This window comes from Bdellovibrio bacteriovorus str. Tiberius (assembly GCF_000317895.1).
Lineage (GTDB): Bacteria > Bdellovibrionota > Bdellovibrionia > Bdellovibrionales > Bdellovibrionaceae > Bdellovibrio > Bdellovibrio bacteriovorus_F.
The window spans coordinates 2,256,387-2,280,094 of the sequence record NC_019567.1 but is presented as its reverse complement, the minus strand read 5'-3'; the positions used below and the strand labels follow the sequence as shown (position 1 = coordinate 2,280,094).

Below are 23,708 nucleotides of genomic sequence, written 5' to 3'. Positions count from 1 at the left end.
CAGAAAAAACAACCAGGCACTTATTTTTCTTTGGTTTTGATGTAGGCTTCGCGCAGCCAGAGGCGGATGTGTTTTAGGTAGTAGTCTTTCATTCCGAAAAAGACGAAGTGGTTCAAGAAATAGTTTCCACCGCCCTTGTCTTTTTCGGTGTAATTCACGGTGCCGATGATTTCGGGTGTTTCCAGTTCTTCGGGGCGCCACAGGACGAATTCGCGGAAGGCGCCGATGCTGATCTCGCGATAATATTTCAAGATCAAACCGGCTTCTGAAATCTGGGTGATTTCGACTGGATTTGCGACTTTCAGGGCGCTGTTGTCCTTGTGGCTGGCGATGGTCGTTTCCGTTTTGTTCACCAGGGACGTTTTGGTTTTAAGCAGTTTTTTAAAGATATAAGTCTTGTCCAGTGGAGTAAAGAAGATCTCTTTCACCCACGCGGACAGGGCCTTGACTTCGTCAACCACCAGTCGCTTGCGCGAGATCATGTACAGTTCCGGAGCTTCGTTGTATTCCAGATTGTAGATCTTGCAGCGGTCTTTTAGATACTGCTGCAACTGTTCCCATTTTTTCTGTTTTTCAATTTCAAAATCGGCATAGTTTGCAAAAACCATATTAAACTGCGCTGGCAGTTCCTGGCGGTTGGGTGTTTCTTTATTGGCCAGGTCAGACAGCAACTGGCCAAAGTTTGAATACGTGAAGACCTCGGTGTTTTCAAATCGTTCCGCCAGGAAGGTTTTCATTTCGATCGCAAGCGGCACGTCTTCATCCAGTACCAGAATGCGGTTGGTGTTGCCCAAAGAATTTTTTATGGTTTCCAAAGAGTGGGCTTTGTCGGTCAGAATGTTTTTTCGAATCTGGCTAAGCTGCTGATTGTCGGCGCCAAAGAACAGAAACTCGCACAGAAATTCTTTCGGCGAGATTTCTTTGCATGAATGACAATAGGCCAGCACAGACCGCTTGTGGTCAGTGGTGAAGGCTTCACTGTAATACTTGGTCATGGCACCAAGGCGAATCTCGTGGTTGTTGATCGTGGTAAAGCCGATTTCGCTGATGCTGTGAAGTTCGACTTCTTTTAGCATCTCGATGGTGGAGCTGATCTGCATGGAAGCCACAGCGGTGGAGCTGACCGGGTGATGGCCGGACAGGGCAAATTCCAAATGCTGGCGCAATATCAATTTGTCGAAGGGCTTGAAAATCACATTGTTGATGATGCGTTCTTCTGCCAGAGAGATATCAAAATCCGGGCTGTCAAAGGCCGTTATAATCAGAGCAGTGGGTTCCTGGGCAGAGCACATTTTCTTGCGCAGGAAAAAGTCACGGGCACGTTTGATCAGGCCCATGTTCTGTACACCCAGGAATTCATTTTTCGCAACCACCAGGCGCAGTTCGTGAGTACTTGCCGGTGTCACATCCGGAGACGTGTCTTCGGCATGCTTGCGCCCACCGATGGCCAGTGCTTTTGGTCCCTCAGTAACGGAAATTTTCAGCCATTCGTGGAATTCTGCCAGGTTCAGGAAAAAGCGAATAGAGAGCCCGGAATCTATGCTTTTTAAGGTCTCAAATAGATCCTTCTGAATGCGTTCATCATCTTCCAGGACATAAATGAACTTCATACTTTAATCGTATCCTAAAATGAGGCAAATGCGTGACTTATTTCTATGGGGTGCGGAAAATGAAATAAACCGCCCCAACAAGGCATAAACCCGCCCAGAGGAAGTCCAGCTTCAGGGACTGTTTCATATAGAGAACCGAAAAGCCCGCAAAGACCACCATGGTGATGACTTCCTGGATGATCTTAAGCTGCGGCAAAGAATAGTGGTCGGACCCAAGGCGGTTGGCCGGAACCTGAAACACGTACTCGAAAAAGGCCACGCCCCAGCTGATCAGAATCACCAGCCACAAAGCCGATGATTTCAACGACTTCAAATGCCCGTACCATGCAAATGTCATAAAGATGTTAGAGATGATCAACAGGCCGATCGGGGCCAGGGCATTATTCATCATGATTGAGACCTTTGATTGTAAGCATGGTTGCACAGAAGACTTGCGATACGACGGTATTCACTCAGCAGATCCAAATGGATGGAGCTTGTGTTGATCGACGTATTCAGTCCGCGATTCAGACGGCTGATATGGTTTTCACGCAAAGAGATCTCGGTTTTGGCCAGATCACGCTTCAGCTGAATTGCGGCTTCGGCCAGCTCCTTGTTCTGATAAGCATTGATGGCCATGGACGCCACTTTCACGACTTGTTCGTGCATTTGGCGAATCTCGGCCCAGCCCTCGTCAGAGAACTCAAGCTTCAGGGCGTTCTTTTTGATCGCCAAAGCCAGGATATTGATGTCGATGGCGTCAGCCGCACGCTCGACATCACTAAGGAACATGATCATGTTCATGACGTTTTGGTGCACCACTGTGGTGGATTTATTGGCGTGATCCAGAAGGAACATCTTGGTTTCACGATACAGGAAGTCGACCTTGTTATCGCGGTCTTTGATGGAGTCAAAGTCCTTGGGGTCATTCGTTTCAAACAGACGAATGGAGTCCTTGATCATGCCCAGAACAATGTCCGCCGTGCGCATGATTTCGCGATTGGCATAGGAAATCGCCAGGGCCGAGCTTTGATAGTTGTTCATATTCACGAACTCGGTTCCGAATTCTTCAGACGCCGCTTTCGGGAACATTTTTTCAATCAGTTCGGCACCCTTGTTGATGAATGGGAAGAAAATGATTGAAGACAGCACGTTAAAGATCAAGTGCGCGTTGGCGATTGAGCGTGTCTGAGTGGTGTCGAACGTCATCAGGAAGTCGATAAAGATCTGCGTGAACGGATAGAAGATCACGACACTTAAAGTTTTATAGAAGAAGTGCGCCCAGGCCACCTGACGGCCGATATAGTTTCCGCCCGCTGCTGCAATCAATGCTACAGACGTCGTTCCGATATTGGCACCATACACCCACAGCATCGCATCGTAGAAGGTGATTGCCTTGACGGTTGCCAAACTCATCGCCAGACCAATCGTCACAGCCGAGCTTTGCACGAAGGCGCAGAACACGACGGAAATCAGCAGTGAATATCCAGGATTGTCACGCAGACTTTGGAAAACCTCAGTCAGCATTGGATTTTCAGCAAAGTGGTGGGAGGAAATCGAGATCAGCTTCATCCCGAAAAACAAAAGGCCGAAGCCCATAAAGACCAGGGACAGATTTTTGAAGACTGTTTTCTTGGCCTTGAAATAGAAAGCAAAGGCGATCGTGAACACCGGCAGTGCATACTGGGTCAGATCCAAAGAGATCAGCTGAACTGTCAGCGTGGTGCCGATGGCGGTACCGATAATCACACCCATCACCTGGCGCAGGTTGACCACGCGGGCTGAGCCCAGGCCCACCAGCATGGATGTCACCGCACCTGAGCTTTGCATCAGGGTCGTTAGAACCACCCCGGTCAGGATGGCCAGAAATTTACTTTGCGAAAGATGATTTAAAAGGCCGGTGATTTTTCCGGCCATCAGTTTCTCCAGCGAGCTGGAGGCCATGCTCATTCCATAAAGGAAGAGTGCCACCCCGCTGACGAGGAGAATAAAGTACGAGTTGCCCGAGTCGATCATGATGCGTGTTCCCTCAAAACTTTGATGTTATCAAGGGGCTTCAACTTAAGGAAGCACCAATACTGTGCGTGAATCTTTCTTAGGGTAAAACAAATCCTTAAAAAACTCAAAAACCACTTATATACTTTGGTCTTACAAAAGGAAATCTCATGACCAAGCAGCCGGTGTTAGTCGTCGCCGCCGTGATTCAAAGACAGGAAGACCCCGAGGGGCGCATTCTTGTGGTTCGTCGTGGCCCCGAACAGTCCGGAGCGGGTTTTTGGGAGTTCCCGGGCGGGAAGGTGGAAGCCGGAGAGGCCCCTGAGCAGGCCTTGGTGCGCGAAATCACCGAGGAGCTGGCTCTGAATATCCGGGTTCACGACCTGATTGGCGAAGAGGACTTTGCCTATCCGTCCAAGACCATCCGTTTAAGGGTGTATTGGGCGTCGGTGAAGGGTGGGGAGGAGCTGGTTCTGACCGAGCACGATGACTTCAAGTGGCAGCGGCCCGAAGAAATCGATGTGATGTCCTTGTCGGCGGCGGATCGTCCGTTTGTGGCGAAAATTCAGAATAGTTACGGCAAAAGGTAAGCGCGCTCAGCGGGCGTGGGAAGGCGACAAAACTCACGTTCACCAAACCACGAGTAGCGGTTTTTTGCGATCAGTTTGTAAAACACATCACGCAAAGGGCCGGGGATGATCCAGGCCAGGCTGAACAGTTTGTAGGCTCCGCCCAGGCCGGTGAGGATCTTTAAAATAGCAGCGGATCGGTAATAAAGTTTGCCTGACTCAAAGTAAATCACTGTATCAAGATTGGTCCGGTCCTGAGCACTCAGAACCTCTTCGGCGGTTGTTCCTTGCAGAGGTGCAAAGAGATAAGTGTGATTCTTGTCCTTGCTGATCACCGCATCGACAAAACCATTGCAAAGGTGGCAGACGCCATCAAAAAAGACCACATTTCGCATTGATATATCCACCTTTTCCATAGCAATTACAGGCTACAGTCCTTATAATCAAAGTTCAAGCAAGAGGAGTCGTGTTCGCATGGAAGTCTTTCTTTTTCCTCTAGTTAATGTGACCTTGTTCCCAAGGACCACCAAGCCTCTGAATATTTTTGAGCCTCGCTATCTTTCCATGATCAAGGAAGCCGTGGAAACCCAGACCCCGATTGCCGTGGGGTTTATTGAGGATCCTTCCAAGGTCACTCCAGTGCGTCCAGGGGAAAACGTTCCCTTTGTGCGTGAGGTGGCTGGATACGGGTATGCTCAGATTATTGAAGAGCGCCTGAACGGCACTCTTTTGGTCTTTATTCAGGGGCAGGGCAAGTTACGTCTGGGCAAGGTCCTTGATCGAGGAACTCCATACATGGTTTGCGAAGGGCAGATCATCCCCGAGAAAACCGTGCTTGAACCCAGCCTAAGGTTGGAGCTGAATTCCCTGCATAAGATTCTGACCCGTTGGATACAGACGCATATTCCGGATCCGGCTCAGAGGGATATCTTCATGAGAAATCTCACCCACCCTGAAGAGATCGTGGGCAGTTTTGCATCCTATCTGGTGCGCGATTACGATTTGCAGCAGATGGTTTTGGAATACGACGACATCAACGAGAAGGTGCATTTCCTGCACCGTCTGATGGAGTCGAACGAACTGACTACGTAAGTTTATTGCTGCGGATGAAGAACACCCACTGCAGCAACACCACCCAGATCGTGTGAGCCAAAGCCAAGTGCACGATTTTCATCCACACCGGCGCATGCAAAAGCAGCGTTGCGATTCCGAACAAAATACCCGCAATCAAAAGCAGACTCATTTGCACGGAGCGTTTTTGCACCAGCAGGGATTCCGTTGTCTGAGCCTTCAGCCAGAAGAACAGCGCAAGACTGCCGCCGCCCAGCAGAGCCAGCACGGGGTGGAAGCCGCGAAGGCGAACCAGGAAGTGGGACTCGCTGGAGAAATCATCCAGCAACCCTTGGAACAGATTGTCCGTCGGGAACAGTGAATTGGAAAGCGAGGCCCACGCTCCGGTGATACCGATGATCACGATCACCCAGGGCATCAGGCGATAACGACGGTCTTGAGTTGTCGGAACTCGCAGGTCTTCAGTTATCAGGGCTGCCGCATAGGTCAGTGCCACAGATCCGGTCAGCAGGAAGGAATTGATCTGGTGCAAAGCCATGATGAAAGCGCGATAAGGTGTGTCGTTCGTGGTTACGAGTCCGAACAGAACCAGCTTTGCTCCCAGCAGAGCTTCAGAGATGGTGAAGATCAAAGTCGCCACAGCGGCTTTGCGTGCATAGTGTCCTTGAGGATAAAGCTTGCGCGCCACCCACCAGAAGTAAATCACCACCAGGCCGTAGATTCCCGACATCAGGCGATGGCCGTATTCAACCCAGGTTTTTCCGCGTTCGGCTTCGGGAATCAGCTGTCCGTGGCAAAGAGGCCAAGTGTCGCCGCAGCCATCGCCAGAGTGAGAAATTCTCACCCACGCACCCCAAAGGATGACGAGAAGGGTGTAAACGAGCAGGCCAAATGCAAATTGCTTGTATTGAGAGCGTTTCATAGTGACTTTTGAACTATCACGACCGTATCTGGGGGTCAATTCAAGGCTGTTCGATTGACTTCCAATCCCAGAAAAGCGTTAAATGAGCTATGGCTGAATCCAAGCACGCTCATCATCATCATTCCCATGGCGCGGTCGTCGGTCGCATGACCTTTGCGCTGGTGCTGAATCTGACCTTTGCGGTGATAGAGCTGATCGGGGGGCTTTGGACGAACTCTGTGGCGATCTTGTCGGATGCGCTTCATGATTTCGGAGATGCAATAGCGATGCTTTTGGCGATCATTCTGGAAAAAGTGTCGCACAAGCAAAGTGATGGCAAGTTTTCCTATGGCTATCGTCGTTTTTCCACCCTCGGGGCGGTGATCACCGGTTTAATTCTGGTGTTGGGCTCGATCTTCATTTTGGTAGAGGCCGTGCCGCGTTTGTTCGCGCCGCAACAGCCGCATGCGGATGGCATGATCCTGCTGGCGTTCCTGGGCGTGGCAGTGAATGGTTTTGCCGCTTACCGTGTGTCCAAGGGTGAATCCCTGAATGAAAAAATGCTGATGTGGCACATGATCGAAGATGTGCTGGGCTGGGTGATGGTTCTGATCGGCGCCCTTGTTATGAAATTCTTTGATGTGCCGCAGTTGGATGCAGGGATGGCGATCGCTCTGGCGTCGTGGATTCTGTACAATGTGGTTCGCAATTTGCGTGAGGCATTGAAAGTGTTTTTGATGGCGTCGCCAAGTCATATTCAGGTGCTGGATGTTGAAAAAGCCATTTTGGAGGTTGATCAGGTTGTGGGTGTTCACCATGCGCATCTGTGGTCCCTGGACGGTGAAAACCACATCTTTACCGGGCACGTGGTTGTTGCCAGCGGAGCCGGACCTGCGGATATTGAAAAAATTAAAAACCAGGTCAAGAAACGAGTCCGTGATTTCGGTATCGTCGAAGCCACCATCGAAACGGAATCTGACGGCACTCACTGCGCGGATCCGGAACATCACTAAGACTGTTTATAAATGAAACATTAATCAAGCCCGGCAATGCCGGGCTTTTTCTTTTCCACAATCTCTGTCTGAGTCAGCTTCATTCCACAGTCAGCACATTTCGCTTCAGTGTGAGACGGAACTTCATTTCAAATTTATAAAAGTCCGCGATTTCCATCAGTTTTTTCACATAATTACCGATAAAGGTATGGGCGTACAAAATAAGGAACCATTTATATGCTGAATACGGTACGTAACAGAAAAGGTAATATTTTGCTGCAAATCCTCGCGGCCACCGCGGTGATGAGCACGTCCTTTTACTTTCTAACGAATTACGTAATCGGGCAAAGGCAACAGGTCAGTAAAACTTCAAACGTCGTAAACCTGCGATTTGCTTTGAACAGTGCCATGGATTACGTGATCTTCGGGGTCCGTCAGAAGTACTGTTTTTCCAACGATAATTTGATGATGAATGACCTGGGTGCGGAATGTAATCTGGCGCACACTGGCAGCGTTGAGCGCTTGATCATGTCCACGGAGCAGGAAAACTTCATTCGTCAGCTGGTGGGTGACGGTAAAAACGTGGGTCCGCTGGAAGCCAATGCGCTGACTCAGAACAAAATTCGTCTGGGTACGATTGTGCGCCTTTTGGAAGTGAGCAAGGCCACAACCTCACACCCCTTGTTCCCGGTTCTTGAAAGTCTGAAGTCTGTTCGCAATGACAAAGGTGAAGTGGTTAAAGTTGCAGCGGTTCGGGTGACGCTGACTCGTAATGAAAGTATCAATCTGCCGAAGGCCGGTCGTGAAGTCTATATTGATTCCCGCGTGGATCTGGTTGATTCGTTGGGGAATTCAACGCCAATCAAGGTGGGGAATAAAGAGTTGACTCTAAAATCCCAGATTGTGATTTATCCACGCGAAGTGGGTTCTTTCGCTTTGTTGGTTCCGCAGGATCTATATATGGATCGTTCGTGGGACTCCAACGTGGCTGCTGGGGACGTGGCTTTGCATAAATTTACCTCCCGAAAAGAGTTGGCGGGCAGCTCCGGTTTGGTTTTCCAAAGTCCGGTGTTTGTGAATCGCAATATCTATCTGCCTGTGGATGAAGCCGGTGATGACGCTTCTCCGGATGGCATTAGCTATGCGGGGGTGACCTTCGCTGATCGTGTTTACATGGGTAATGGCGATATCATGACTTCCAAAGGAAAGTATTCTCCACGTTCTTCCGGGACGATGGGAGATCGTTTCTGGGCGGATGTGCGTACCTTTGGTGGCTTCTTAAAAGGGGTCGAGAATGACGGGGGTCTGGATGCGGGCCTGGTTTATTTCTCTGACAAGACCAAGAGTGTGAACGTTGATAAAACCCTGATGGCCAAATGTCAGGACATGAGCACTCAACAGGCGGATAAGACCAGCGTGTATAAATCTGAGCTGGGTGCCCGCATGACTGATGATGGCACTAACTCTGCAGACTATCGCATGTATCTTTCCAACTGGAACTATTTCAGTCGTCAGAGCAACGCCCTGACAGTGGATAAATCCGCCTGGGGTAAAGGTGAAGTGGATGTTGAGGCCAAGGACTATAATGATGCCGTGGTGAAAATTATGCTGGCTGTGGGGGATCGTACAGTTGAAGCTCAACTGCCTCGCACAGGTAAAGTGACCTTCACCCCGGAAGTGGGATCTGCTGCCTTTGAGACCTCTTTGAAGAACAAAATCAAAGCATCGCAGATCACCTATGATGCTGCGGCAAAATCTGAATCCGATTTGAATAAGTCCCTGACCTTGTATCGTGCAGATCTGAAAGACAAGCAGGAAGATCTGGCAGATGAGATGGAAAAACCAGTGAAGGGCAGTCTTGCCGGGGGCAGCACTGGCTCCGGAACTGGCACGGGCAGTGGCACTGGTACCGGTTCAGGCACCGGCTCCGGCACTAAAACAATCGAAAAAACGCTGGAAACTGAAGAGAAAGTCGAAGATTCGGGAGTTGCTGATTCTGGTACGGGTGCCGGCAGTGAATCCGGTACCGGCTCCGGTTCTTCCAGTGGTGGGACGAAAATCGATTATCGTGATGAAAAACTGGTGGCGGAGCTTGAAAGAGCTATCACTGATCTGAAAAAAGTGATCAGTGATTTGAGCAACAATAAAATTCCGGCTCAGTCTTCTGTGGTGAATTTGGCCTCCAGGCAGTTGGATGCGGATAAGACCGCATTAAACACTTACGAGCTTCAAAAGGCCAATCCGCCGAAGATTACAGTGGAAGTGTCGCGCGCGACCAACGCTTATTACTTTGATAAGATCGACTTGGACGTGACGGCAAAAAATGTGCAAAATATGCTGGATAAAAACGGTGGTTACTCGGCACCGTTTATTGAAGTGCAGGCCTACGACAGCACCTTCTACAAGTCCAATCCGATCGATCCCAAAAATGAAAATACCAAGTTGAAGGGCTATATTAATATGTCCTTCAATAGTGATAAGACACGTCTGAACTTCCCTTCCAATATTTCCAGATCTCCAGCCGGTGGTTCTGCTGTAATGTTGGCGGAAGACAGCGATCTTGAAACCATGATGGAAGCCTGTTCGAAAGCCTACGGTACTATGACGTCCGCCTCCTTCGGGGGTGCTGGTTGGGATGTGAGTTTTGCCTCCACAGCGCGTACTTCATGGAACTTTGCCGGTGCGGACAGCAGTAAGGATATGAAGGCGGATCCGGCCCTGGCGACTTTCGAGTTCGACAATATGACTCAGGCCAATGCCACATTCCAGGTGAGATCCATCGTTGGCAAATGTGTGATTAAAGCAAGCTCCACGTTTGTGACGGGCTTTATGACCTGTGATGAGCTGGTGATTGAGGCCAGATCAAATCCGTTGAGAATTATCGGGACCTTTATTGTTGGGCGCATGAAAATTGATCCGTCGGCAATTAAGGCGGGTATCAACTGGAGCAGTATCTATCATCCCCAGTCTACGCGGGAATTGCGTGCGGCGGGAAATCCTCGCATTCTGCGGTCCTTCAGCGGGGCGGATTGCAACGCCACCACCAATGAGCCGATTTGGCATCCAATTCCTTCGATCAAAGCAGTGGCTGATCGTATGAACTGTAACACCATCAGTCTGCGCGCCAAGGCCGATCCATTCCAGTGGACGGCGGTGGATCCGGATTGCGGTATCGCTGCCGGTACAACAGCGTCGAACACCACTTGTAAACGCCGTCTGGTGCGTTTCTTCGTGGTGGAACAATCCCGTGAGGGAGGTATCTAATGAAAATGCGGAACGTGATTCGAAATCAAAAAGGTCAGACTATTGTTGAGGCTATTGTGGGCTTCGGTTTAATCACCATGGTCGGCCTGACCTTCGTGGGTGGAATGGTGTCTTTGCGTAACACCACGAAAAGCACAATTTTACTTTCCTCCACTGACAAGCAGGTTAACGACATTGCAGAAAACATCAAGTCCGGGGTTGAGAATTATCAAATCAACTACGATTCCAATCGCAGTGTTTCGGAACTGTTGAATCCGGACACTTTGCCGATGGCCTGGGATAATGGGAAAGTGGCCCTTCGCAAAGAGTGTGAAACATGTGCCGGCACTTATGGCTATGTTATTCAGCCTTACCCGGAGTTCCGCGGACTTTATAAAGTTACACTGCGTGTGACTCATAAGTCGTGGATCGAAAAGGGCGAGGCATTTAAAGACTATCATTTCGTGGTGAGTGCAAAATGAAGAATTTAAACAATCGTGGTTTAACAGCAGTCGAACTAGTGATCGGGGTGGGTCTGGTGGCCATCCTGACCAGTGTTGTTGTGACGACACAATTGTCAGTCACAAGAGATCAGGTGAAGATGACAAAAGAGTTGGAAGACTCTATCGACACCAAGCTGGCAGAACGAATACTGTTCAGTGATTTTAACAACGTGGACCCATCATATAACAACCTGACAGTGCTGGATGATTCCGGCAATAAGTTCTTTGATTTCTATCCGGATGTTCCTGCGAATGCCCTGGGGAAGCTTGAGCGCGAAGCAACCCTAAAAATCACCGGTCGCAAAGAATTCGTAATCATGACTCAGGATCCTGCGGCAGGGGGAGTGCTGGTCTATGACCCCGTTCTGGCTTATGAAGTGGGACCTGCTCCTGATGACTTCAATGTGGCAGCAAGTCTGGTCTTCAAAGGGTTGAACTACAAAGACAAAGTGGTGGCTCAGCGTCCCGCTTTGTGGAGCAATGGTCGCACTGTGATGCTGGACACGCCTGCGAAGCTGCGTCCATTGTTAAATGGGGTGGCAAATATGAAGGTGGCTCCACGCAGTCCGGTGTATGTCGGTACGGTGAATGGAATCACAACGCTTTCAGACTCAGGAATTTATAACTACGTTAATATGGCGCATCCGGAAACAGGTGAAATGATGTCTTCAGCGGATATTTTCCTGCGTCGCGCGCCGTCTATCGGTGGCGGTCAAAGCTTGATCCGACTGCGAGCTGTGCATTTGATCAAGTACTACCTGGAAGAAATGAAGGACACCACGGGCAGTGGGCAGCGCATGTCACGCTTGTATAAAGTGTCTTATGCAGACGGGCGTTGGGGAACGCCGGTTCTGCTGGCAGATCGCGTGGAGGAATTGAACCTTCGCCGCGATTCCATTTTAAAGCGTATGATTTATTTTAAAGTTAAAAAAGTTAAGACCACTCAGACCGCAGGTCTGTAGTCAGTTTTTTTTGGGGGAAATTATGGGGAACAACAATTTCAAAATGATCTTGGTCGCAGGGGTGATGATCTCTGGCGCGGCTCAGGCTGAAGATAAAGACTTCCCGATGTCCGTGAACAGTGCCAGCTCCGGGGAAACCGTAACGGCGGCACCTGCTTCTGGTATGGTCAGTCGTTCGGCGAAGGATGTTGTGACAGTACGTCTGAACAACTCGTGCTTTCCGACGAATCTGCGAGGGGTGACAAATCCTCTGGCTGCAACGGCGATTATCACGGCAAATTTCACTCTGGTACTGGGTGGTAAGGACTATGCCTTTACAGTGAAGTATCCAAGCGACCTTGTTTTGAAAACCGGGATGACGACGGCTACGCCGGCGCCAATGGCTGCAGATAAATTTGTCGTCACGGGAGCATCGGGAACGGCGGCGTTGTTTGGTAATGCAGTTGTGATGAAGACGAAAATCCCAACCTCGGTGAGTGTGGACGATGCGGGGCAGGTGATGATCCCTGAAAAAGGGGACGTCTCACTGAAATCTTCAAGCTTCGTGCAGACGGTGAATTGTGATGGTTCTGCGGCGGTGTACGGTCAATACGGCTACTCTTCCTACACTCCAACCCGCAAATGCGGCGATTTCATGGGTAAAGACGGGGACATCACTGCTTCCTTCGGTGGTATCTCAGTATCCGCCGACAAATCCGTGGTGGACATCAACGTGTCCTTCCCGGGTGAAACAGGTTTCTGCGGTGGTTACTGGTCGCCTTTGATGGTCTTCTTTGATGATCAAAGACCGACCTTCAATAACATGACCGACTTCCCGCTGAATCCAATTGGTAAAACGCACTGGCCGGAAGCCAATGCTCCAGGCTGGTTCGTGGCTCTGGATCGTGACAAGTCCGGCAAGATCGACCAAAAGGATGAGCTGTTCGGTGATAACGCTTCTGAAGTGAATGGATTTGAGGTTCTAAGAGCCTTTGATTCCAACAAAGACGGCGTTGTTGATCACCGTGACAAAGACTTTAAGAAACTGGTGATGTGGCAGGATAAAAACGGTGATGGTATTTCCCAAAAAGAGGAAATGATCGCACTGCACACGAAAGTGACCAAGATTTCTTTGAAATATGAAAAAGGCGTGGTGACTCCGATTGGTGCCTATGCTGAAGCCCGCGAGCGTGCGGACTTCTGGTATAAAGACGGCAAGAAGATCAAAAAAGGCAAGATCGTGGACATCTGGCTGGCTCCGGCAGAAACCAAGCTGAGCCAAAGATAAGTTACTGCTTTAAAAGTTCCTGAATTTTCTTTTCCAAAGCCTGTGAGTTTTTTTCGTCGTAACCACGATAAAAAACCACAGGCTTTAACTTTTTATCAAACACATAAAGAGTCGGCAGTGCCAGGACTTTAAAATCCTCCAGCACCAGGCGCCCCTGGTCGTGATATAGCGGGAAATCAAGCTTTACGGTTTTTAAAAAGGCATCCCGCTCCGCAGCCTCTTCGTCCTCGTTCACCCCCAGCACCACCAATCCCTGACTGCGGTACTTTTTATACAGGTTGTTGTAGTGGGGAAGAGCGGCCTTGCACGGCTCACACCAGGAAGCCCAGAAATCCACCAGCACAACTTTGCCTTGAAGGTCCTTCAGCGTTTTGACGTCGCCTTTATTTAAAGCCACCGTGGGCAGTCGTTTGAATTCTGCGGTGGAGGGCATTTCTTTAGCGAAGGCCGTGCCAGCAAAAAACATAATCAAAGCAGTCAGAAATCTCATCTAAGAAATCCTTTCGATGTATTTCAATAACAGATCCCGCCCGCGCACCTTGGCGCGCAGAACGAAAAGGAAGATAAAGACCCCGCCAGTTTTTCGATCCAGGAAAATGATTTCACGCGGAGGTGTGCGGAAGTGGAAACCGCGGATGATCTGAAACACCTTTTTGGAAAGACGCTGCGGCAGTGTGGTGTTTTTCCAGTCATAAGTGCCATCGGCGGCAATCTGACCCTGGTTGTTGCGGGGGTCGTTGAATTCAATAAAAGGCTCTACCGTTTCAAAGCAGAATTCTTCAAAGACCTGTTTTAGTTTAGGGTCGTCATTGTCCGAGACAAAATTTAATTCCATTGCCGCCTTCATGAACAGGTCCCGGTCATTGAACAATGAACCTTTGACCATGCGGCGGTACGGAGTCAGGAAATTCAGATCATAGGAACGGGTCGCACCAAAATCAAAAAGAACCAATTGATCCCGGCCTTGGGGGTCGATGCGGATGCGATAATTGCCGGCATGAGGATCTGTCTGAACGACACCCCATTCAAAGATCTCTTTGAAATACAGATCCAGGAAGTTCAGCGCCAGGCGGTTGCGTCTTTCCTGAGGCAGGCTTTGAATCAGGGAATCATCGGCCCGCAGGCCCCGTTCAAAGGTGGACGCCAGAATGCGAGGGCCGGAAAATTCACGAATGACTTTCGGAACCACGAAGCGGCTGTCGCCAGCAAGGCGGTTGTGAAAGTCTTCGGTCAGTCGCGCTTCCATCTCGTAGTCGGTTTCCTGCACCAGCATTTCGCGAACCTCGGCAAACACCGGATCCATGTTGAAATCTTTGGGCAGAAGCTTCAGGGTCCCCAGAAGTGTCTTGATCGCGCGAAGATCACTGTCGATAGCGCGGTCCACATTCGGGTACTGAATCTTGAGCACGATACTTTCCCCCGTGGCTTTGATGCGCGCGCGGTGAACCTGCCCCATGGAGGCCGAAGCCAGAGCTTCCTTTTCAATTTCTAAAAGTTCCAGTTTTTCCGGAGGCAGCTGTTTCTTCAAGGTCGGCTCGATGGCTTCCCATGAAAGGGGCGGAGAATCGTGCTGCAGGGATTTCAGCAGTTCATTGGCTTCTGGCGGCAGAAAGTGTTCGCCGTACATGGAAAGCATCTGGCCAGCCTTCATCAGACTGCCTTTAAGTTCACCCAGTTCAGCGCTGATACTTTGAGCCTGGTTTTGCAAAAGCTGCTTCCAGGTTTCTTCTTTGGATTCTTTGGATTTTAAAGCCGTGGTGACACCGTGTTGGGCAATGGAGGCGCCGGCTTGAATGGTCAGTTTGGCCAAGGAAAGACTGCGGGAAAAGACCGAGGATTTGATCTTCTCAATCTTTTTTGTATGTTTTTTGGCAGACTTTTTTTCGTCCATAGAATCCCAATTTACCTTAAGTAGGCGAAATGTTAAACTTTTATTCCTATGTCAAAAGTCACAGTTTTTTGGTTCCGTCGCGATCTCCGCCTGGATGATAATGCGGGGCTGTATCATGCACTGAAAGAACGCTCTGCGGTACTGCCGCTGTTTATCTTTGATTCCGAGATCTTGGAAAAGCTCGAGGATCCGGCTGATGCACGGGTGACGTTCATCTATGACCAGATTCAGGATATCAAGCAGCAATTGAAAACCAAAAAATCAGATTTGCTGGTTCGTCATGGCAAGCCGTTAGAGGTCCTAAAAGCCCTGTCGACGGAAATGGAAATTGAAGCCATTTACGCCAACCATGACTATGAGCCCGCCGCGTGCAAACGGGATGAAAAGGTGGCAGCGTGGGCAGCAAAAGCCGGGATTGAATTTCTGACCTTCAAAGACCAGTGCCTGTTTGAAAAAGACGAGATTCTGACTGAGGCGCGAAAGCCCTACACGGTTTACACGCCTTACAAAAACAAGGTGCTGGCAAATCTGACGTCATTCTATTTGAAGTCTTATCCCAATGACCTGTATGAAAGCAGCTATGCCAAAGTGAAAAAGCCCGAGGCCCTGCCGACCTTAAAAAGCTTTGGTTTTGAGCGCAGCCAGATCGAGTTCCCGCCGATGGATCTTTCCACCAAAATGCTAAAAAGCTATCAGGCCACGCGGGACTTTCCGGCCAATGAAAAGGGCACCTCGCATCTGGGATTGCATTTGCGTTTCGGGACATTGAGTGTGCGGGAGCTGGCGCGTGAAGCGAAAAAGCACTCGCCCGTTTGGCTGAGTGAGCTGATCTGGCGTGATTTCTTCATGCAGATTTTGTGGCACTTTCCGCAAGTCGAAAATCAAAGCTTCCGCCCGGAATATGACAAGATCGCGTGGCGTAAATCCAAGTCTGACTTTCAAAAATGGTGTGAAGGCCGCACTGGATATCCTTTGGTGGATGCCGGGATGCGTGAATTGAACGCCACGGGCTATATGCACAACCGGGTGCGCATGGTGGTCGCAAGCTTTCTGTGCAAGCACCTGTTGATTCACTGGTATGAAGGTGAACGTTACTTTGCCAAAAAGCTTTTGGATTATGACCTGTCTGCGAATAATGGCAACTGGCAGTGGGCTGCGGGATCAGGCTGTGATGCCGCTCCGTATTTTAGGATCTTCAACCCGCAAACCCAGTTTGAGAAGTTTGATCCGGATGGCAAGTATGTGCAAAAATGGGTTCCAGAATACGGAACGGATGCGTACCCCGAACCGATGGTGGATCATAACGAAGCCCGTGGACGCTGTTTGCAGGCGTTCACCAAAGTTCTGAAAAAGTAGGAGGCAGCCATGCGAATTCTCATTACCGGTGCGACCGGATTGATCGGGCGGGAATTGGGAAAAGTTCTGGCAGAAAAAGGCCATGATCTTTACGTCGTCAGTCGCGATCAAGCCAAAGCCCGCGAGCAGTTGCCTTTTCCCTGCGAGATCATTGAAGGGGATTTGAATACCAATCCTTTGCACGATTCCCGCATGGCAAAAATTGAAGTTGTCTACAACCTGATGGGTGAATCCATCGCCGGTGAACGCTGGACCGAAGAAAAGAAAAAACGCATATATCAATCCCGGGTGATTGGCACCAGACATCTGGTGCAAAGCCTGCCTGAAGGCTTGAAATGCTTTATTTCTTCTTCCGCCATGGGCCTATACGGGGATCAGCAGGACACAAGTCTGACTGAAGATTCCACGCACGGGGATGATTTTCTGGCAAACCTTTGCAAAGAATGGGAAGCCGAAGCAGCCAAAGCTCCGGGGCGTTCCGTCTTTGTGCGCACAGGTATTGTGCTGGCAAGGCAGGGCGGCGCCTTGGATCAAATGCTGTTCCCGTTCCGCAGTGGGGTCGGTGGCATCCTGGGAGATGGCAAGCAGTGGATGAGCTGGATTCATCTGAAAGACATTATCGGACTGTATGTTTTCGCCTTGGAACATCATGATGTGGAAGGCGCTTTGAATGCAGGAGCTCCGCATCCGGTGACCAATCGTGAGTTTTCTGAAACTCTGGTGCAGGCTTTGGGGACTCGTTTGGGGCCGGCGGTGCCTTTGTTTGCATTGAATGTTTTATTCGGCGAACTGGCGAAGTCCCTGGTGGCCTCTGTGCGCATGTTGCCGGAAAAGGCGCAGGCGCTGGGATACAAATTTCACTATGAAAATCTGCTGGAAGCACTGAATGAAATCTGTCTGCCATTTAAAATGGGCGAAGAAATTTTCGTGGCCGAGCAGTTTGTCCCGGCACCTCCTGAAAAACTTTTTCATTTTTTCAAAGACGCCCACAATCTGGAGCGGATTACTCCGCCAACGCTGAATTTCCTGATTGAGAAAATGTCGACGCCGGAAATGGGGCAGGGGACGTTGATCGATTATAAACTGAAAATTCACGGTGTTCCGGCTAAATGGAAAACCGAGATCGACGAATGGCAGCCGCCGTTTAAGTTCGTCGACAATCAGTTGAAAGGCCCCTACCGGCTTTGGCATCACACGCACGAATTCCGTCCGTTCTGTGGCGGGACCTTGCTGGTGGACCGGGTTCGTTACCGCATGCCGATGGGCTTTTTGGGATGGCTTGTATCCAACCGTTTCGTCAGAAAAGACGTGGAAAGCATCTTTGCTTTCCGCCGCCGTTATATCGCCAATATGGGAACGCTGCCGACCAAGACAGACTGATCACTGACGGTTGCGCAGTTCACGCAAGTAACGGAACTGTTCAACGTTCCGGGCCAGCAAAAATGGATTGGTGCTTTCTTCAATGGAAAGTTTTAGCGGAACGCTGGGAAGTCCCAGCTCCCGGCGATTGGAGAGAACATTGGCGTAAAGCTCCAGCGCCTCGGAATCACCGGTGATCGGGGTGTTGTCCTGACTGGTCAGAATACGGCAGAATTCCAGATTGCGTTCGGTGTATTCATGGGTGCAGTAAATCAAGGTCTGCGGCGGCAGTTTCTTGATGCGCTGAAGACTTGTATAGCCCTGTTCGTGAGTCCCTTCGAACAATCTTCCGCAGCCCAGTCCAAAAATCACATCCCCGGAAAAAAGCCATTTGTGCTGTTGATCCCAGTAAGCGATGTGTCCCAGCGTGTGCCCGGGCAGTTCCAGAATGGTGAATTCCCAAGGGGCAATTTTTAGCTGGTCGCCCTCTTTCAGCCAGTGATCCGCCCCAGATATCTGCTTTTGATTCTTTTCGGGGGCATACACGGGGCAGTTGAAGATGGCTTTAAGCTCGCCCACGCCGCCGATGTGATCCGAGTGATGATGAGTCAGTAAAATCCCGCCAAGGTCGAGCTGTCTTTCGCACAGGAAATCAGCCACCGGGCCGGCCTCGCCCGGATCCACAACCACGGCCTTATTAGCGTCGCTGTCGATCAGGACAAAGACGTAGTTGTCATCAAAGATGGGAATCAGCTCTACATGTTCGTTTTTCACCATGTCCTATTCTTGCAGTTGAGATCGGCTTCGACAAGACCAAGGTGGGTTTGATTAACAGCACAACTGGCCTTGGGCAGCCTGGGTTTTTACACTAAACTTAGAACTTATTATGAAGATCAAAGTAGAGCTTGAAGGCCGTGATTTTATTGAAGTGCAATGCCAGGGTGACAACACCCAGGCTCCCGGAGCGGTTGAAAAGGTTTCGATCATGGGCTGCTCTCAGTTTATGGATATGATGCAGACCATGCGCAAAAACTTTGGGGCGGACCTTAAAAAGTGGCCGGTGCCGGAAGCACAGGATCACTCAAGCCTGTTGCTGCGTGAAATGATTCTGCGTTTGCGCGGGGAATGGGCTTTCCCATATTGCGAAGAAGAGCTTTGCCATTGCCGTTCCGTTTCGGCACACACCGTGGATCAGGCGATTATTGCGGGGGCACATTCCACGGAAGTCGTCAGTCGTCAGACCAATGCCAGCACCAACTGCGGGACTTGTCGTCCCGAGGTTCAAAAAATCATCGATTTCAGATTGGGTAAAAAGACCGCCTAAGTGTCCTTTTTTTCGGGCACAGGCGCTTTTCCGGTAAGGTCTTCAGTGATCTTTTCGGGGAAAGTTCCGTTTTTCAGATAATAATCCAAAAGAGGTCCCAGCTTGCGGCGGCAAGAACCCCCGCAGGGTCCCACCCCGGCCGATGTGGTATCGAAGATGTCGTTCAGGGTGGTGGCGCCGTCTTTAATGGCCCGCTCAATGGTCTCACGACTCACATTATTGCAACGGCAGATGATTTCGGTCTTTTTCTTGGCGCCCATGGATCAATTGTAATGCCCTGCATCTGAAAAGGATACTTCTGAACCATTAGTACTGCTAAGCGTCATAACTGCATTGAAAAGCCCGCCGGAATCCTGTAAAACAAATGTCCTTCTAACAATGGAGCTGAAATGGCTATTGCTACACCTGATAAACTTCCTATGACCATCCGCGGAAAAGCGCTGCTGGATGCAGAGTTGAAAAAGCTTCTGTTGGAAGAAAGACCGTCCGTGATTCTGGCTATCGAAGAGGCTCGTGCTCAAGGCGATATCTCTGAAAATGCTGAATACGAGGCTGCAAAAGAACGCCAAGGTATGATTGAAGGTCGTATTGCTGAAATTCAGGGCAAATTGGCGGGTGCAGATGTTATCGACACAGCACAAATCAAAGCAGATCGTATCGTTTTCGGTGCGGTTGTTAAAATCGTAGACACTGAGTCCGAAGAAGAATTCCAATACCAGATCGTGGGTGTTGATGAATCAGACGTTAAAAATGGCATGATCTCCATTCTGTCTCCTTTGGCGCGCGCGTTGATCGGTAAAAAAGAATCCGACACCGTGACAGTACAAAGCCCTAAAGGCGACAAAGAGTTCGAAATCATCTCCTTCGAGTATAAGTAATTTCCTTGTCGGTCCATGACCTTCTCTGTGAGAATGGGTCATGGACTCGCGCAGACGCCTCTCAGACCGACATCTAATAGCAGAACAGCCTGGAATGACCATTCTACTGACCGGTCTGATTCTGGCGTTCCTTCTTGGTTACACCACTAAATCCCTGCTGTCGCCTTCACGGCTGGCTGCACGAATTGAAAAAGCCGCAAGTCACATTCACAAGGACGTCAAAGTCAGCTTTGGTTCGGCTTATGTCAGTCTGAGCAATGGCATTCTGCCGCGCTTTGCAGTGATCATCACCAATGTGCGCATGGAATCTGCGCAGACGTGCTGGGCTGCGCCCGTGATGGAGATTGATGAGCTTCGTCTGCCGTTGTCGTTTTTAAATCTGATTCAGGGTAAAGCCCCCGTGCGTGTGGTGGAAGCCAACAGCGTGAATCTGACCTTGCGTGAGGACTTCAAAGACTGTGACCCGACGGATCCAGAACAGATTCCGGCCAGCACGCCAAAACCCGCAGTCACGCTTTCCCCCTCAGAGCAAAGCCAGAAATACCGCAACGATGTTCGCGGTGTCTCTGTTCGCACGCTGAAAATCACTTCCGCCAAGCATCCGCAGTATTCCACCGAGCTGATGAATTTTGCAGTAAAAGTAAAATCCTTTGAACCAAAAATTATTGAGGTCACTGCAAAAACCCACCTGATGAAAGACAGTCAGGTCGGCGACTATCTGTCGCATGCAAATCTGTATTTGCAGTACAAGGAATCCCCGGAAGCCGCTGTGCAGGCGCATTTCTTTGGAAACTGGCGCGAAGGACACTATAGTGTGATTGCCAACTACACTCTGGGCGATCAATTGCTGGCGGTGGAAACCGATCTGAAACACATTCCTCTTAGTCAGATTCTGGCGATCCTGCAAAAATATCAACTGGCATCGCGCGACCTGAATGGTCGTCAGGTGTGGATGTCTTCCAAGGCGCGTTTGGCGGGCCCAGTGGATGAAATTCGTTCTTTGCCGCTGGAGATTCGTGACCTGCGCATGGAAGGTGATCTGGGTGAAATGCATGTCGATAAAATCAATATCGCTTCCATTGAACCATTGAAATACGAGCCGATCCAGGTCGATGTGAAAAAGCTGGATATCGAAAAACTTCTGGTGCTTTTGAATCGCACCAAACAAACCAGTATTCTGGGGCATCTGGGCAGCTTCACGGGGCGCGCAGAAATCGTGTCGGATCAGAAGATGCGCATGAGCGGCGAACATGCCGGACTTGAATTTGTCTTTTCCAATAAGGGTCAGCGCGAGCTTCAGGTGATTGAAAGCATGGTCGGTGACATTGCCCTGGATCAGGACCATTGGAGTTTCCAGATCAAGCGCGTTGAACCCCGTGGTGGTGTCTTTGTCGGTGATCTGAACTTGCGCGCGGACCGTGATTTCAAGGCCGTGGCGGTGAAAACTCATATCGATGAATTGCAGCTGGCATTACCAGTACAAAAGTTGATGACCAATGGTGGTGAAATCGGCCTGATGAGTCTGGATGGGGATCTGCGTTTTGCTGAAGGCAAGGTGCAGTCCTTAAAAGGTCTTTTGCGATTGAATTCCATGGATATCGAAGGTGTCGCCTTGGGGAAAACCCGTGCCTCCTTTGACTGGAGCAAAGGGGAGGTTCTGCTGAACGCCCAGGTGCAATCGATGAAAGTTTCACCAAATTCTCCAACCGCCGAAGTGTTGCGTCCGGTGACGTTGAACTCGTGGTGGCATGAGGGTGTTTTGAATCTGACAGGTTTAACGGGTCAGCTGGGTGCGAAAAGTTCCAAAGATTTTTCCTGGAAAGGGTTCCAGGCGCAGGCTTCGCGCACGGGGAAGCTTAGCACGGAGGGCTCCTGGAATGAGGACGCCCGCTTAAAAGGCCACGTGCAGGTCAAGGATGGCAAGATCCAGCGTCGCTGGCAGATTCAAGGCACGCGTGAGCTTCCGCAGTTTGTGGAAGATAAGGCACGGCGCTAATGATTGCTTTGGTGGCGCTGCTGGCAATTGCAGGTTTTTTGTTTTATCGCCACAAAACCTGGCAGGCGCAACGCTGGCCGGTTGAAGGGATACAACCACCTGCCTGGCAGGCCCATCGCGGATTCTGGAAAGCCGGTGCCCAGGAAAATTCCTATGTGTCTTTTGTGAAGGCCCGCGAAATGGGTTTTCAGATGTTTGAACTGGATGTGCGTCTGTCCCAGGATGAAGTTCCGGTGGTGTTTCATGACGGGGACTTGAAGCGGATCGCACAGAAAGATCTGCGTGTGACTGAAGTGTCTGCGGCAGATCTGAAAACATGGGCGGGTGCGTGCACCTTGGAAGAGGTTCTGGCATCCAAGGATATTCCTGCTGCAATAAATATTGAGATCAAGAGCAACGCACTGTTTGATTCGCGACTTGAAAAGGGTGTGGCTGAGCTGGTGAAAAAATATCATCGCGAAAAAGACGTGATGTTTTCAAGTTTCAATCCCATGTCGATCTGGCGCTTAAGTCATCTTTTGCCGCAAGTGCCACGAGCCTTGCTGGCGACCGGTGAAGACGACCCTGAAAATAAAATCTATCTTAAAAAACTTTGGCTGGCCCCTTATGTGGGGGTGAACGCTTTGAATCTGGATTATCGCTTTGTAACTCCGAACGAAGTGCGCGCCTATAAAGAGCGCGGTATTCCAGTGGCGTTATGGACAGTGAATGATCTGGATCGCGGAAAAGCCTACCTTCAGGCCGGGGCGATCAGCATTATTTCTGATGTTGAGAAAGCAGCGGATTTATTTTCTTAAAATACAAAGGCGGAACAAACGCCAGCAGGGCCATGGTTGAATAGCCATAAGGAAGCTTCATCGCCCCGGGCTGTTCCTGCAGTTCCGTGAATGGCAATGTGGCTTTCAAGTGATGATGTGAATGGTAGCCCAGGTTGATCAGGGTGTAGTTTGTGATGATCTGATAGCTGTCCCAGGAATGAAGGGACTTGGCCCCTTCGTAAAATCCGTCGCCCTTTTTTATCCGTAACAAACCATAGTGTTCAATGTAGTCCGCAGTCTGAAGCAGCAGCACACCAACAACACCCTGACCCAGCCAGAATATCAGCGCCGGGGTGCCGTATAGGCCATGCACCGCAAGACCTAATAACATCTGCCAAAGCACATACCAGACAATGCGATGACGAACCCGGTGCCACACGGGCTTGTTTTTCAGACGTTTGCTTTCAAACTTGAAGGCGTCCCAAAGGCCACCAAAGAAAGATCGGAAGTGATAGGTGTAGATCCATTCATTCCTGCGGGCGGTGGCGGGATCTTCGGGTGTGGCCACGTTTTTGTGATGGCCGTAAACATGTTCAATGGCGTAGTGAGAAAAGTTCGCCAGCAGCAAAAGTCCCACACCCAGTCCACGCAGGGGCTTTTCGCGTCGATGCACCAGTTCGTGCGCGGTGTTGATGGCGAGCACTCCGGTGATGGCGCCGAAAGAAAGAACAAGACCTGTCAGTTCCAAAGCTGTGGCATCCAGAGAATGAATCACTCCGGTAAATAGAAACACAGACATGAAGGGAAGTGCAAAAATCAACAGGGCCTCAGGCAGACGGCTTTTCGGGCGAACTTCGGGAATGTGCTTTGTGCGTAAGATATGATCCAAGACCGGATGGATCACAAAAAGTCCGATCACTCCCAGAAAAGTCCATGCACCACCCAAAGCGGCCCCGAGCAATGCCAGCAGGGCAAAGAGGTAAGCAAGACTGTAGCGGGAATAAAATAAAAAAGCCTTCATGGTTCTAAGTAAAGCTTAGCTCCAGGAAGGCTT

Annotated in this window: 23 protein-coding genes; 13 read left to right on the top strand and 10 right to left on the bottom strand. The window is 50.1% G+C overall.

What is annotated here, in order from left to right:
* Positions 1-20: 20 nt before the first annotated feature.
* The 3 genes from BDT_RS10930 to BDT_RS10920 are packed head-to-tail and all read right to left on the bottom strand — an operon-like array spanning position 21 to position 3,605.
* Positions 21-1,610, bottom strand: a complete 1,590-nt coding sequence (locus BDT_RS10930) for a hypothetical protein (protein ID WP_015091301.1) — start codon at positions 1,608-1,610, stop codon at positions 21-23.
* A 43-nt stretch (positions 1,611-1,653) separates the two neighbouring features.
* The gene (locus tag BDT_RS10925) at positions 1,654-2,001 is read right to left on the bottom strand and encodes a DMT family protein (protein WP_015091300.1); all 348 of its coding nucleotides are present in this window, start codon (positions 1,999-2,001) and stop codon (positions 1,654-1,656) included.
* Positions 1,998-3,605: a Na/Pi cotransporter family protein gene (locus BDT_RS10920; RefSeq protein WP_041577687.1), complete on the bottom strand. Its 1,608-nt coding sequence runs from the start codon at positions 3,603-3,605 to the stop codon at positions 1,998-2,000. The genes BDT_RS10925 and BDT_RS10920 overlap by 4 nt, the downstream gene beginning before the upstream one ends.
* Positions 3,606-3,754: 149 nt before the next feature.
* On the opposite strand from BDT_RS10920, the gene BDT_RS10915 reads away from it, so the two are divergent.
* Positions 3,755-4,174: a (deoxy)nucleoside triphosphate pyrophosphohydrolase gene (locus BDT_RS10915; protein ID WP_015091298.1), complete on the top strand. Its 420-nt coding sequence runs from the start codon at positions 3,755-3,757 to the stop codon at positions 4,172-4,174.
* On the opposite strand, the gene BDT_RS10910 is transcribed toward BDT_RS10915, so the two are convergent.
* Positions 4,159-4,548, bottom strand: coding sequence for a thiol-disulfide oxidoreductase DCC family protein (locus BDT_RS10910; RefSeq protein WP_235046092.1), 390 nt, complete (start codon positions 4,546-4,548; stop codon positions 4,159-4,161). The genes BDT_RS10915 and BDT_RS10910 overlap by 16 nt on opposite strands.
* 79 nt (positions 4,549-4,627) lie before the next feature.
* Between BDT_RS10910 and BDT_RS10905 the strand changes: the two genes are divergently transcribed.
* On the top strand, positions 4,628-5,245 hold the full coding sequence (locus BDT_RS10905) for an LON peptidase substrate-binding domain-containing protein (protein WP_015091296.1): 618 nt from the start codon (positions 4,628-4,630) through the stop codon (positions 5,243-5,245).
* On the opposite strand, the gene BDT_RS10900 is transcribed toward BDT_RS10905, so the two are convergent.
* Positions 5,238-6,146 (bottom strand): COX15/CtaA family protein, encoded by a 909-nt coding sequence (locus tag BDT_RS10900; protein ID WP_041577685.1) that lies wholly within the window; start codon positions 6,144-6,146, stop codon positions 5,238-5,240. The genes BDT_RS10905 and BDT_RS10900 overlap by 8 nt on opposite strands.
* A gap of 89 nt (positions 6,147-6,235) precedes the next feature.
* On the opposite strand from BDT_RS10900, the gene BDT_RS10895 reads away from it, so the two are divergent.
* The 5 genes from BDT_RS10895 (at position 6,236) to BDT_RS10875 (ending at position 13,092) form a co-directional block, all read left to right on the top strand.
* A complete protein-coding gene (locus BDT_RS10895) occupies positions 6,236-7,138 on the top strand; it encodes a cation diffusion facilitator family transporter (protein WP_015091294.1) in 903 nt (300 codons plus the stop codon).
* Positions 7,139-7,354: 216 nt separating this feature from the next.
* Complete coding sequence (locus BDT_RS10890; protein ID WP_041577683.1) at positions 7,355-10,381, top strand: hypothetical protein; 3,027 nt, start codon at positions 7,355-7,357, stop codon at positions 10,379-10,381.
* The gene (locus tag BDT_RS10885; RefSeq protein ID WP_015091291.1) at positions 10,381-10,842 is read left to right on the top strand and encodes a hypothetical protein; all 462 of its coding nucleotides are present in this window, start codon (positions 10,381-10,383) and stop codon (positions 10,840-10,842) included. The genes BDT_RS10890 and BDT_RS10885 overlap by 1 nt, the downstream gene beginning before the upstream one ends.
* On the top strand, positions 10,839-11,825 hold the full coding sequence (locus BDT_RS10880; protein ID WP_051026301.1) for a hypothetical protein: 987 nt from the start codon (positions 10,839-10,841) through the stop codon (positions 11,823-11,825). Before BDT_RS10885 ends, BDT_RS10880 begins: the two co-directional genes overlap by 4 nt.
* A 22-nt stretch (positions 11,826-11,847) precedes the next feature.
* On the top strand, positions 11,848-13,092 hold the full coding sequence (locus BDT_RS10875) for an EF-hand domain-containing protein (protein WP_015091289.1): 1,245 nt from the start codon (positions 11,848-11,850) through the stop codon (positions 13,090-13,092).
* 1 nt (position 13,093) lies between these two features.
* Here BDT_RS10875 and BDT_RS10870 read toward each other — a convergent pair whose 3' ends face one another.
* Positions 13,094-13,582, bottom strand: coding sequence for a TlpA family protein disulfide reductase (locus BDT_RS10870; protein ID WP_015091288.1), 489 nt, complete (start codon positions 13,580-13,582; stop codon positions 13,094-13,096).
* A complete protein-coding gene (locus tag BDT_RS10865; protein ID WP_015091287.1) occupies positions 13,583-14,983 on the bottom strand; it encodes an ABC1 kinase family protein in 1,401 nt (466 codons plus the stop codon). It lies immediately after the preceding gene.
* A gap of 48 nt (positions 14,984-15,031) precedes the next feature.
* Here BDT_RS10865 and BDT_RS10860 point away from each other — a divergent pair, with 48 nt between their 5' ends.
* Entirely contained in the window at positions 15,032-16,339 is a 1,308-nt protein-coding gene (locus tag BDT_RS10860; protein ID WP_015091286.1) for a cryptochrome/photolyase family protein, read from the top strand.
* A 9-nt stretch (positions 16,340-16,348) separates the two neighbouring features.
* Complete coding sequence (locus BDT_RS10855; RefSeq protein WP_015091285.1) at positions 16,349-17,719, top strand: TIGR01777 family oxidoreductase; 1,371 nt, start codon at positions 16,349-16,351, stop codon at positions 17,717-17,719.
* Here BDT_RS10855 and gloB read toward each other — a convergent pair whose 3' ends face one another.
* Positions 17,720-18,475: a hydroxyacylglutathione hydrolase gene (gene gloB, locus BDT_RS10850; protein ID WP_015091284.1), complete on the bottom strand. Its 756-nt coding sequence runs from the start codon at positions 18,473-18,475 to the stop codon at positions 17,720-17,722.
* Positions 18,476-18,584: 109 nt separating this feature from the next.
* Here gloB and BDT_RS10845 point away from each other — a divergent pair, with 109 nt between their 5' ends.
* Positions 18,585-19,022 (top strand): (2Fe-2S)-binding protein, encoded by a 438-nt coding sequence (locus BDT_RS10845; protein ID WP_015091283.1) that lies wholly within the window; start codon positions 18,585-18,587, stop codon positions 19,020-19,022.
* Here BDT_RS10845 and BDT_RS10840 read toward each other — a convergent pair.
* Positions 19,019-19,282 carry a (2Fe-2S)-binding protein gene (locus BDT_RS10840; protein ID WP_015091282.1) on the bottom strand — a complete coding sequence of 88 codons (264 nt, stop codon included), beginning with the start codon at positions 19,280-19,282 and terminating at the stop codon, positions 19,019-19,021. The two genes, BDT_RS10845 and BDT_RS10840, sit on opposite strands and share 4 nt — an antisense overlap.
* Before the next feature lie 129 nt (positions 19,283-19,411).
* On the opposite strand from BDT_RS10840, the gene greA reads away from it, so the two are divergent.
* The 3 genes from greA (at position 19,412) to BDT_RS10825 (ending at position 22,693) form a co-directional block, all read left to right on the top strand.
* A complete protein-coding gene (gene greA, locus BDT_RS10835) occupies positions 19,412-19,900 on the top strand; it encodes a transcription elongation factor GreA (protein ID WP_041577680.1) in 489 nt (162 codons plus the stop codon).
* A 94-nt stretch (positions 19,901-19,994) separates the two neighbouring features.
* Positions 19,995-21,896, top strand: coding sequence for a hypothetical protein (locus BDT_RS10830; protein ID WP_015091280.1), 1,902 nt, complete (start codon positions 19,995-19,997; stop codon positions 21,894-21,896).
* Entirely contained in the window at positions 21,896-22,693 is a 798-nt protein-coding gene (locus BDT_RS10825) for a glycerophosphodiester phosphodiesterase (RefSeq protein WP_015091279.1), read from the top strand. Before BDT_RS10830 ends, BDT_RS10825 begins: the two co-directional genes overlap by 1 nt.
* Here BDT_RS10825 and BDT_RS10820 read toward each other — a convergent pair.
* Positions 22,653-23,675: an alkane 1-monooxygenase gene (locus BDT_RS10820; protein WP_015091278.1), complete on the bottom strand. Its 1,023-nt coding sequence runs from the start codon at positions 23,673-23,675 to the stop codon at positions 22,653-22,655. The two genes, BDT_RS10825 and BDT_RS10820, sit on opposite strands and share 41 nt — an antisense overlap.
* Positions 23,676-23,708: the final 33 nt, after the last annotated feature.